The following is a 10,812-nucleotide window of genomic DNA, read 5'->3' as shown; positions in this document are numbered from 1 at the left end:
TTTCTGAAATTTTGTCTGTGGAAAAGTTTTTTAAAAGGAGGAGAAAAATATTCTTATCCACTAATTTTATCTCCTGTGGAAAAAAGAAGATTAATTATTGATGAGTTTCAATAGCTTTTCCCCAGTTTACAGAAACAGGAATCTTCGAAATTAACAGACAGTATTTTTTTTGGATATTTGATTGTTTTTAAAAGCCCATTATTTTTGTTATTGAATTTATTTCTGCTTCTACTCCCGTATGAAAGATTGAATCATTATTTTTTATTGCGCAATCAGGATCTTTTAGACCATTCCCTGTCAAAACACAAACAATAGTTGAATTTTTTGGGACATCTTCTTTTATTTTTAATAGACCAGCCACAGAAGCTGCACTTGCAGGCTCACAAAAAATGCCTTCTTCTCTACCAAGAATTTTGTATGCGTTGATTATTTCTGAATCTGACACGGAAGAAAATCTACCATTACTTGATTCTTTTGCTAAAATAGCTTTTTCTTTATTAACAGGATTACCAATTCTTATTGCAGTAGCAATTGTCTCTGGGTTATTGATACTTTTACCTTCGACTAAAGGCGCAGAACCACTCGCTTGAAAACCCATCATTCTTGGGAGACGTTTTGATTTTCCAGCGTGAAAAAATTCTTGAAAGCCCATCCAATAAGCACTTATATTTCCAGCATTTCCCATTGGAATGCATAACCAATCAGGCGCATTTCCAAGATTTTCTATTATCTCAAATGCTGCGGTTTTTTGTCCTTGTAACCTGTAAGGATTCACTGAGTTAACTAAAGTAATTGGATATTTATCAGATAGTTCTCTAACAATATCTAGTGCTTTATCAAAATTCCCTTTAATAGCTAATACTTCAGCTCCGTAAACTAAAGCTTGAGCTAGTTTACCTTGAGCTACATATCCATCTGGAATAATTACAAAGGATTTCATTCCTCCTTTGCTTGCATAAGCTGCTGCAGATGCTGAAGTATTACCTGTGCTTGCGCAAATGACAGCTTCACACCCAGCTTCTTTAGCTTTACTAATCGCCATAGTCATTCCTCTGTCTTTGAAGGATCCAGTCGGATTTAGACCGTCATATTTGACAAATACTTTTACTCCATTTCCAATTCGATTAGAAATGGATTTGACTTCAATCAGAGGAGTTGCGCCTTCTTTTAAAGTAATGATGGGTGTCTTATTACTTACTGGTAACCAAGTTTTGTATGTTTCTATAAGTCCATCCCAATTGTTTTTGGGGGGGGTAGAAGTGAAAAGTTGTTTTAATTTCTTAGAAAATGACACTACTTAGTTAATCAATTGTAAACAATCTAAGTGCTAGACCTTCCATCTTTCAGTTTTTTAAAGGGTGAATCTGCGTAGAATTCGATTAACTCTTTTAATGAGTCTACTTTTTTAAGGGTTTTACTTAATGCGTTTAGATCAAAAGCAATATTTTTATTTGGATAAGCCTTTAAAAAATCTATTAGATTAATTTTCTGATTGTTATTAAAAGAACCTATTAAAAGTCCAGACCTTAAAGCTTTAGAGCTTAATTTTATGTTAGATATTTTATTAGGATGAATTATTTTAGATAACCTGCTTAAAAAAACTTCTCCTATTCTACTGTTCATTAATTTGCTACTTGTTTTTATTGGAAATTCTATTTTTGTAGATAGGATTTTATGTAGGTTTTTTTCTTTTTGGCCCGTAATCTTTATTAGATTTTTTAATTTATTGCTGGGCTTTTTTGTTAATTTAAATTTAGATAGTTCTTCTATTCTAATGCTTCTACTAAATGTTCCTTTATAAAGAAATAGGTTTTCTGCTCCTTTAGCGCTTTGATTGAGAAATAATATTAAAAGAATAATATATTTAAATTTCATTTATTGTCTTACGCCAGCGGCAACTTTAACTAATCTAATTATCCCTTTTTCTGAAGTTTTTTGCATTAACCCTAAGCCCATGCGATAAGTATCTTTAGTGATTAGAATTTTTGGTAATTTCTTAAAAAGTATTTTTCTTTTAAAACCAGATTTCATTTTTGACATTTTAAACATTTTCTTTATTGAAGATATATTTAAAAGTTGTTTATTATTAATTTTATATGATTTTTCTATAGTCTTTGAACGAATTTTCGTCGGTAACTTTTCATTTAATCTAATTAAAGTTTTCCATCCAACAGAGTCTATTTTTGAAGCTAAGATATTTACTAATTCATTTCTAAGAAAAAGACCCTTTTTAGAAAATAAAAAATCAATTGTTTGATCTAATATTTTTTCTCCATCAAGTAGTTTTTCCTTTGTAGCGCTTTGTAGAAGATCGTCTAATCTTTCTAATTTTAGAGTATTTTCATCAAAAAGCATTTCTTTTAAACTATTTCTTAATTCTGGATTTTCATCTTCCATTAGTCTTCTTGCGAAATAAGGATATGCAGCTCCTAGTATTTTAAAATTAGGGTCAACACTTAGTGCTATGCCTTCTAAAGTAATTAAAGATCTGATTATTAGTGCATAATAAGGTGGTAATTTAAAAGGAAATTTATACATAATTCCAGACATATCATCTGTTACGGCTTTAAAATCCATTTTGTTTACGCCTATTTCCAAAGCAGTAGTAAATACACTTTCAAATGCTGGCGCAATTGGAGTTAAATCAACATCTTCAGAAAGAAATCCTAGTTGAACAAAATCATTAGAAAGTTTATCAAATCTCCTGTTGACAAGATGCACAACTGCTCTAATTAATCCAACCCTAGATTGTTGCGTAATATCACTCATCATCCCAAAATCTAAATAACATAATCGTCCATCTTTCATTGCTAAGATGTTCCCTGGGTGTGGATCGGCGTGAAAAAAACCGTGCTCAATAAGTTGCTGAAGACTACAACTTACTCCAATTTCCACCATTTCATTTGGATTAATTCCTAAATTTTTTACAGCTTCTATATTTGTTAATTTTGTCCCATCGATCCATTCCATTGTAAGCACTCTTCTACTTGTTGCTTTTCTATAAATTTTTGGTACTGCAATTTTATCATTTCCGCTATGAAGTTCTTTAAATTTTTCTGCATTATTTGCTTCATTAATGTAGTCCATTTCTTCAAATATTCTCTTACCTAGTTCGTCTATTAATGCAACTAGATCGCTTCTAATAATCCCTATATTATTTTTAAACCAGATTGCTATATTTCTTACTATATATAAATCTAAAGTTATTTGCTCTCTTAATCCTGGTCTTTGAATTTTAACAGCAACTTGCTCTCCACTTTTGAGTTTTGCTTTATGTACTTGACCTAAAGATGCAGCTGAAATCGGTTCTTTATCTATCTCTGCAAATATATTCTCTATTTTATTATCTAAATCTTGTTCAATACAAGCCATTGCGAGCTTACTATCAAAGCCAGGTAGTTGATCTTGAAGTTGTGCTAATTCTTCTAAAACAGTTGGCGGAACAATGTCTGGCCTAGTCGAGAGCGCTTGTCCAGCTTTAATGAATGCTGGTCCTAGATCTACCAGTAGTTTTGTAAATTCTTTCGCCCTAAAAGTTTTTCTTTCATCTTTGTCTAGAGAACCAATTAACTTTTCCCATCCAACGCCTAGCAAAAATAATCCAATTGGTAAAAGTGTTTGCCAGAGTCTTCGAAGTAGACGAATTGGATTTTTTTTGTAGATTGAGTCAATAGCCACCGGGTCATATGAAAGTAGACCTGAGGCTTCAATAAAATCGCTTAATTCTTCGGCCATTTTATTATGGCAAAGTTCTACCTCTCTTCTAATTCATTTTACTCTCAGTTTGCGTCTTTTTGGTTGCTTTGATTCATGTTAAACAGTCTTCGCTTTCAAAATATAGCTCTATTTGGGAATACAGAGATTGACTTTGAAAAGGGGTTTACTGCTTTTACTGGGCAAACTGGCTCAGGTAAATCAATATTTATTGATACCTTAAATGCTTTATTAGCTAATAAAAAAACTCCTCTAGATAATCGATTAGTTGCCGAAGGTTCTCTCTGTTCATCAATTGAGGGGGTTTTTTCTGTACTCCAAAACACAAAAAATTGGCTAATTAATCAAGAATTGGACATTGATGAAGAATTAATTGTGACAAGGGAATGGCGTTTAAAGGAAAATAAATATAAATCTAGATTTAGAATTAATGGCGTAATAGTTAATAGAGATCAAATATCAGAATTGAGATCCCTTTTATTAGATTTTACTCTACAAGGTGATACCTATATTTTAAATAATTCATTACATCAATTAAGTTTATTAGATTCTTTAGGTCTAAATTTAATTAAGGAATCGATTACTAAGGTAAAGCAAAATTGGAATATATGGAATGACTCTAATTTTAGATTAGAGGAAGCGCGAGTTAGAACTATGAATTCCAAAAAAGAGTTTGAGGAAATGAAATACATATATCAAGACTTAGATAAATTAGAATTAGAAGATCCTAACGAACAAATTAAGTTAGAGACTGATCAGAATCGTTTATCCAATATTCTAAGATTAAAAGAAGGCGTTAAATCATTATTAACTCGTTTAAATGAAAGTTTAGATGAGTACCCATCTATTTTAGACCATGCTGATTTCTGTATTAATGAATTAAAGAGTCTTTCTCAAATTGATTCTTCTTTAGAACCTATTTCTGAGTCTTTTTATACAATAACTAATAATCTTAATGATTTAATTTATCAAATTAATGATTACGAAAAAACATTAGATATTGATCCGTCTTTTTTAAATGATTTGCAAGTTAGATTATCTACTCTCAAATTTTATCAAAAAAAATATCAAAGAAATATATCAGATCTTATTCAGTATAAAAATGAGTTATTCAATTCTTTATCTCTGCAAGAAAGTTCTAATAGCATTAATGAGTACTCTTCTGATGAAAATAAAAAAAGAACTATAAGAGACAAATCTAATAAAGATTTATCAGTTATAAGAAAAAATATTGCTTCACAACTTGAAGAAAAATTGATTATTAGCTTAAAAAAATTAGGTATTCCTAATGTTCGCTTTAAAGTCGTCTTTGAAGAATGTGAACCAACAATCAATGGTATTGATAAAGTCAACTTTATGTTTTCAGCAAATCCAGGTATCCCTTTAGCGTCTCTTGCTGAAACAGCCTCTGGTGGAGAGAAGTCTAGGGTTCTTCTTGCAATAAAGGCAATATTTTCTACATTTGAAAATTGCAATTTATTGATTTTTGATGAAATTGATTCGGGTGTTAGTGGATCAATTAGTAGTTACGTAGCTAATTTGCTTTGTGAATTAGCAAATCATCGTCAAGTTTTTTGCGTGACTCATCAACCTTTAATTGCAGCATTTGCTGATAATCATTTTGCTTTAAAAAAGAGTGTTATCTCTGGTCACACAAAGTCTGATTTTATTAATTTAAGGGAAATCTCAGATAGGCAAAGGGAATTGGCTTTATTGGCTGGCGGTGAAATTGTAGAAGCGAATGCTTATGCGGCGAGCTTGCTGGAACATAAGGCTGCATGATGAGCATATCTTTTTATATAATTAACCATTAGTATTTTTCCCTAATGGGAAGTCCGAAACCTAATTCAAAAAAAAATGCATTAAATAATGGTTCTTCTAGCGAAGATGTCATAACTATTCGTGGTGCAAGGCAACATAATTTAAAAAACGTTGATTTATCTATTCCAAGAAATCAATTGGTTGTTTTTACAGGTGTTAGTGGAAGTGGTAAAAGTTCTTTAGCTTTTGATACTATTTTTGCTGAAGGGCAAAGACGTTATGTGGAGAGTTTGTCTGCTTATGCAAGGCAATTTTTAGGTCAGGTTGATAAACCAGACGTTGATTCAATTGAAGGTTTATCACCAGCAATTTCAATTGATCAAAAATCAACAAGTCATAATCCGCGTTCAACAGTTGGAACAGTTACGGAGATACAAGATTATTTTCGTTTGCTTTTTGGAAGAGCCGGGGAACCTCATTGCCCTGAGTGCTCTAGGCCAATTAAGCCCCAAAGTATAGATGAGATGGTTGATCAAATTAAGACTCTTCCCGAAGGATCTAGATATCAATTACTTGCACCAGTCGTCAGAGGTAAAAAGGGAACACACTCAAAATTATTATCTGGACTTGCTGCAGAAGGGTTTGTTCGAGTAAGAATTAATAAAGAAGTGAGAGAGTTGGCAGATAATATTGAATTAGATAAAAATCAAGTTCATTCTATTGAAGTAGTGGTTGATAGATTGATTGCGAGAGAGGGTATCGAAGAGAGATTAACTGATTCATTAAGCACTACTTTGAAAAGGGGAGATGGTTTAGCAATCGTTGAAGTAGTCCCTAAAAAGAACGAAGAACTTCCTAAAGGTATTGAAAAAGAAAGATTATTTTCTGAGAATTTCGCTTGTCCAGTTCATGGGGCGGTAATTGAGGAATTATCTCCAAGATTATTTTCATTTAACAGCCCATATGGAGCTTGTCCTGATTGTCATGGTTTAGGTCATTTGAAAAAATTTACTTGTGAGAGGGTTGTACCTGACCCATCTTTACCGGTTTATGCTGCTGTTGCACCCTGGAGTGATAAAGATAATTCATATTATTTTTCATTATTATTTTCAGTTGGCGAGGCATTTGGTTTTGAAATAAAAACTCCTTGGAAAGATTTAAAAGAGGAGCAAAAAAATATTTTGTTAAATGGTAGTAAGGAACCTATTTTAATAAAAGTAGATAGTAGATATAAGCAAGATTCGGGATTTAAAAGACCTTTTGAAGGTATTTTACCTATTTTAGAAAGACAATTACAGGATGCGAACGGAGAAGCTGTTCGCCAAAAGTTAGAGAAATACCTTGAACTAGTTCCATGTGCAAGCTGTCATGGTAAGAGGTTACGTCCGGAAGCACTTGCTGTAAAGCTTGGGCCTTTTGCCATAACTGATCTCACTTCATCAAGTGTTTCTACCACTCTTGAGAATGTTGAAGAATTAATGGGTTTAGAAACAACTAATAATTCAAAGCAATTACTTTCTAATAAACAAAAGAAGATTGGGGAATTAGTCCTCAAAGAAATTCGATTACGGCTTCAATTTCTGTTAGATGTTGGACTTGATTATTTAACTTTAGATAGGCCCGCAATGACTTTATCTGGGGGGGAAGCTCAAAGAATACGCCTTGCTACGCAAATAGGTGCTGGTTTAACAGGAGTTCTTTATGTGTTAGATGAACCTAGTATTGGACTACATCAAAGAGATAATGATCGATTATTGTCTACATTAAAAAAGCTACGTGATCTAGGTAATACTTTGGTGGTTGTAGAACATGATGAAGACACGATAAGATCAGCTGATCATTTGGTAGACATTGGACCTGGTGCAGGTGTGCATGGAGGTGAAATTATAGCTCAAGGATCTTTGGATAATTTGTTGACAGCAAAAAAATCATTGACGGGTGCTTATCTTAGCGGGCGCTCATCTATTCCTACTCCTACTAGCAGGAGAGATTCAGTACAAAGAAAATTACGTTTGATTGATTGTAATAAAAATAATTTAAAAAATGTTTCAGTTGATTTTCCATTAGGCAGATTAGTTGCTGTTACTGGAGTAAGTGGAAGTGGTAAAAGTACTCTGATAAATGAATTACTTCATCCTGCTTTAAATCACTCTCTAGGCTTGAAAGTTCCTTTTCCAAAAGGATTAAAAGAACTGAAAGGTATTAAATCTATTGATAAAGTTATTGTTATTGATCAATCTCCAATTGGTAGAACCCCAAGATCTAATACTGCTACTTATACAGGTGCATTTGATCCTATACGCCAACTTTTTGCAACCTCTGTTGAAGCAAAAGCCAGAGGATATCAAGCAGGTCAATTTAGTTTTAACGTTAAAGGTGGAAGATGCGAAGCATGTCGTGGTCAAGGTGTAAATGTAATTGAGATGAATTTTCTTCCTGATGTGTATGTTCAATGTGATGTATGTAAAGGAGCTCGATTTAATCGCGAGACATTACAAGTCAAATATAAAAACTATTCTATTTCCGATGTCTTAGAAATGACTGTCGAGCAAGCAGTTGATGTTTTTTCTGCTATACCTCAAGCTGCAGATCGATTAAGGACGCTTTTAGATGTTGGGCTTGGATATATTAAACTTGGTCAACCTGCTCCAACACTATCTGGAGGAGAAGCTCAAAGAGTAAAACTTGCCACTGAGCTATCTAGAAGAGCTACTGGTAAAACTCTTTATTTAATCGATGAGCCTACAACTGGGTTAAGTTTTTATGACGTTCATAAATTAATGGATGTTATTCAGAGATTGGTAGACAAAGGGAACTCAATTATTGTTATCGAGCATAATTTAGATGTTATTAGGTGTTCAGATTGGATTATTGATATGGGCCCTGAAGGAGGTAATAGAGGAGGAGAGATTATTGCTATGGGAACTCCTGAAGAAGTGGCAACAAATAAAAATAGTCATACAGGTGATTATTTAAAAAAAGTTTTAGAAATGCACTCTTCTAGATAGTTTAATTTTTTCATTTTTGTACACATTCCTTAATATTAAATATTGCTTTTTGATTCTTTCAATTTTTAAAACTCTAAATATCAAGTGATAGACAGAATATTAAAAAACTTAATTACTTATAAGTTTATTTTTATACTTTCTTTAGATTTAATGAGTAATAAATGAATTAAGAATCCAGAATATCTTATTGAGGTTTTGCTTGGGGCTAAGACTTTTACATTTAAATTTGCATGGTTTAATCCGTTCACATGATCTTGAGTTAGGTAGAGACTCAGATACTGGAGGACAAACTTTATATGTTTTAGAATTAGTAAAAGGACTTGCAGCAAGACCAGAAGTTGAAAAAGTCGAACTTATTACAAGATTAATTAATGATAGGAAAGTATCTTCTGACTACTCGAATCCTGTTGAAAAGATATCAAGTTGTGCTGAAATTATTCGATTGCCTTTTGGTCCAAAGCGTTATGTAAGGAAGGAGTTGTTATGGCCTTACTTAGATGATTTAGCTGATCGCATAGTTGAAAGATTGCAAAAAGAAAATAAATTCCCTGATTGGATTCATGCTCATTATGCCGATGCTGGTTATGTAGGAGCATTGGTTAGTCGAAGATTAGGATTACCATTAGTTTTTACGGGCCATTCATTGGGCCGTGAAAAACTGAGAAGATTATTGGCTGCTGGAATTGATCATGATCATATAGAGCAAACTTATTCAATTAGCAAAAGAATTGATGCAGAGGAATTAGCTTTAGCACATTCAAATTTACTTATCACAAGCACTAAGCAGGAATCTGATGAACAGTACGCTCGTTATGGACGATTTAGCTCAAAAAACGTAGAAATAATTCCACCTGGTGTTGATTTAAATCGCTTTCACCCAGTAGATATTAATTCAAAGGATGAGGAAAAAGAATTAAACAAGCTTTTTAAACCTTTTTTGAGAGATTTAAATCTTCCACCACTCTTAGCTATATCAAGGGCAGTAAGGAGAAAAAATATTCCAGCCTTAATTGAGACTTATGGACGTTCGTCAATTTTGCAGCAAAGACATAATCTTATTTTGATTTTAGGTTGTCGTGAAGATTCTCGTCAGCTTGAGAAACAGCAAAGAGAAGTATTTCAGCAAGTTTTTGAATTGGTTGATAAATATAATTTATATGGAAAAATTGCTTTTCCAAAACAGCATAAAAGAGAGCAAATCCCATCAATTTATCGTTGGGCTGCAAATAGAGGCGGACTATTTGTTAACCCCGCTTTAACCGAGCCATTTGGATTGACATTATTGGAAGCTGCTGCGTGTGGTTTGCCTATGGTGACTACTGATGATGGAGGCCCAAGGGAGATCCATTCTCGTTGTGAAAATGGTTTACTAGTAGATGTAACTGATTTAGAAGCGTTTAGAGATGGTTTAGAGACAGCTGGTTCAAACCTTTCTTTATGGAAAACTTGGAGTAACAATGGCGTTGAGGGAGTAAGTAGACATTTTAGCTGGGATGCTCATGTTTGTAATTACATTGCATTTATGCAGAAGCGTCTCAAATTTCTTGCACCTCGACACTGGACACTTGGAAATATTAAAGAAATCACTCCTATCGGTCAAAAAATATTATTTTTTGACTTAGATAATTACCTTGAGCAATCAAAATCCTTATCAATATTGAGAAACAAGTTAGAAAATAATTCATTGAATCAGGATATCCAATTGGGAATTTTAACTGGAAGATCTATTAAAGCTGCTCGTTATAGATATGCAGAAACACAGCTACCCAAACCTTCTGTTTGGGTATGTCAAGCTGGTACTGAAATTTATTATTCTGAGGAAAATAAATCAGATATTTTTTGGCAAGATTCAATTACTGTTGATTGGAATCGTAAAGGTGTAGAAAAAGTTTTGTTTGATTTAAAAGATTACTTAGAGCTTCAACCATCTGATCACCAAGCTCCTTATAAGGTTAGTTATTTATTAAAAGAACCTAGTCATGCCATTTTACCTTTGGTACGAAAAAGACTTAGGCAGTCCGGACTTGCTGCTTCTCCTCACCTAAAATGTCATTGGTATTTAGATGTTGTTCCTTTGCGAGCATCACGAGCAGAAGCTATTAGATACTTGACTTTACGTTGGGGGTTATCTTTAGAAAAAGTTTTCGTAGTAGCAAGTCAGCAAGGCGATGCTGAGTTGGTAAGGGGTTTAACCACCGCTCTTATCCCGTTTGACCACGATTCATCTTTAGACGCATTGAGATCTCAACAAAGGGTTTTCTTTTCTGATGCTCAAGATGGTGTTTTAGATGGCATAAAGCATTTTCGATTTTTTAAAAGCCATTAATTT

The 10,812-nt window shown here is 33.1% G+C and carries 6 protein-coding genes; 3 read left to right on the top strand and 3 right to left on the bottom strand.

The annotated features are described in order from the left end of the window. Window positions 1-187: 187 nt before the first annotated feature. The 3 genes from thrC to PMN2A_RS09925 are packed head-to-tail and all read right to left on the bottom strand — an operon-like array spanning window position 188 to window position 3,735. A complete protein-coding gene (thrC, locus tag PMN2A_RS09935; protein WP_011295670.1) occupies window positions 188-1,294 on the bottom strand; it encodes a threonine synthase in 1,107 nt (368 codons plus the stop codon). A 26-nt stretch (window positions 1,295-1,320) separates the two neighbouring features. Further along, window positions 1,321-1,875, bottom strand: a complete 555-nt coding sequence (locus PMN2A_RS09930; protein WP_011295669.1) for an alpha/beta hydrolase — start codon at window positions 1,873-1,875, stop codon at window positions 1,321-1,323. Beyond that, a complete protein-coding gene (locus tag PMN2A_RS09925) occupies window positions 1,876-3,735 on the bottom strand; it encodes an ABC1 kinase family protein (RefSeq protein WP_011295668.1) in 1,860 nt (619 codons plus the stop codon). Between the two features lie 75 nt (window positions 3,736-3,810). On the opposite strand from PMN2A_RS09925, the gene PMN2A_RS09920 reads away from it, so the two are divergent. The 3 genes from PMN2A_RS09920 (at window position 3,811) to PMN2A_RS09910 (ending at window position 10,809) form a co-directional block, all read left to right on the top strand. Next, the gene (locus PMN2A_RS09920; RefSeq protein ID WP_011295667.1) at window positions 3,811-5,496 is read left to right on the top strand and encodes a DNA repair protein RecN; all 1,686 of its coding nucleotides are present in this window, start codon (window positions 3,811-3,813) and stop codon (window positions 5,494-5,496) included. Between the two features lie 44 nt (window positions 5,497-5,540). Next, window positions 5,541-8,483: an excinuclease ABC subunit UvrA gene (uvrA, locus tag PMN2A_RS09915; RefSeq protein ID WP_011295666.1), complete on the top strand. Its 2,943-nt coding sequence runs from the start codon at window positions 5,541-5,543 to the stop codon at window positions 8,481-8,483. Window positions 8,484-8,670: 187 nt separating this feature from the next. Continuing rightward, window positions 8,671-10,809: an HAD family hydrolase gene (locus tag PMN2A_RS09910; RefSeq protein WP_187146451.1), complete on the top strand. Its 2,139-nt coding sequence runs from the start codon at window positions 8,671-8,673 to the stop codon at window positions 10,807-10,809. Window positions 10,810-10,812 lie beyond the last annotated feature (3 nt).

This window comes from Prochlorococcus marinus str. NATL2A (genome assembly GCF_000012465.1).
Taxonomy (GTDB): domain Bacteria; phylum Cyanobacteriota; class Cyanobacteriia; order PCC-6307; family Cyanobiaceae; genus Prochlorococcus_B; species Prochlorococcus_B marinus_B.
This window is presented reverse-complemented; position numbering and strand designations above follow the sequence as displayed.

Bases quoted from the DNA above. Each gene is read 5' to 3' on its own strand.
- PMN2A_RS09930 (WP_011295669.1), bottom strand. From the start codon at position 1,875: ATGAAATTTAAATATATTATTCTTTTAATATTATTTCTCAATCAAAGC.
- PMN2A_RS09925 (WP_011295668.1), bottom strand. From the start codon at position 3,735: ATGGCCGAAGAATTAAGCGATTTTATTGAAGCCTCAGGTCTACTTTCA.
- PMN2A_RS09920 (WP_011295667.1), top strand. From the start codon at position 3,811: ATGTTAAACAGTCTTCGCTTTCAAAATATAGCTCTATTTGGGAATACA.
- uvrA (WP_011295666.1), top strand. From the start codon at position 5,541: ATGGGAAGTCCGAAACCTAATTCAAAAAAAAATGCATTAAATAATGGT.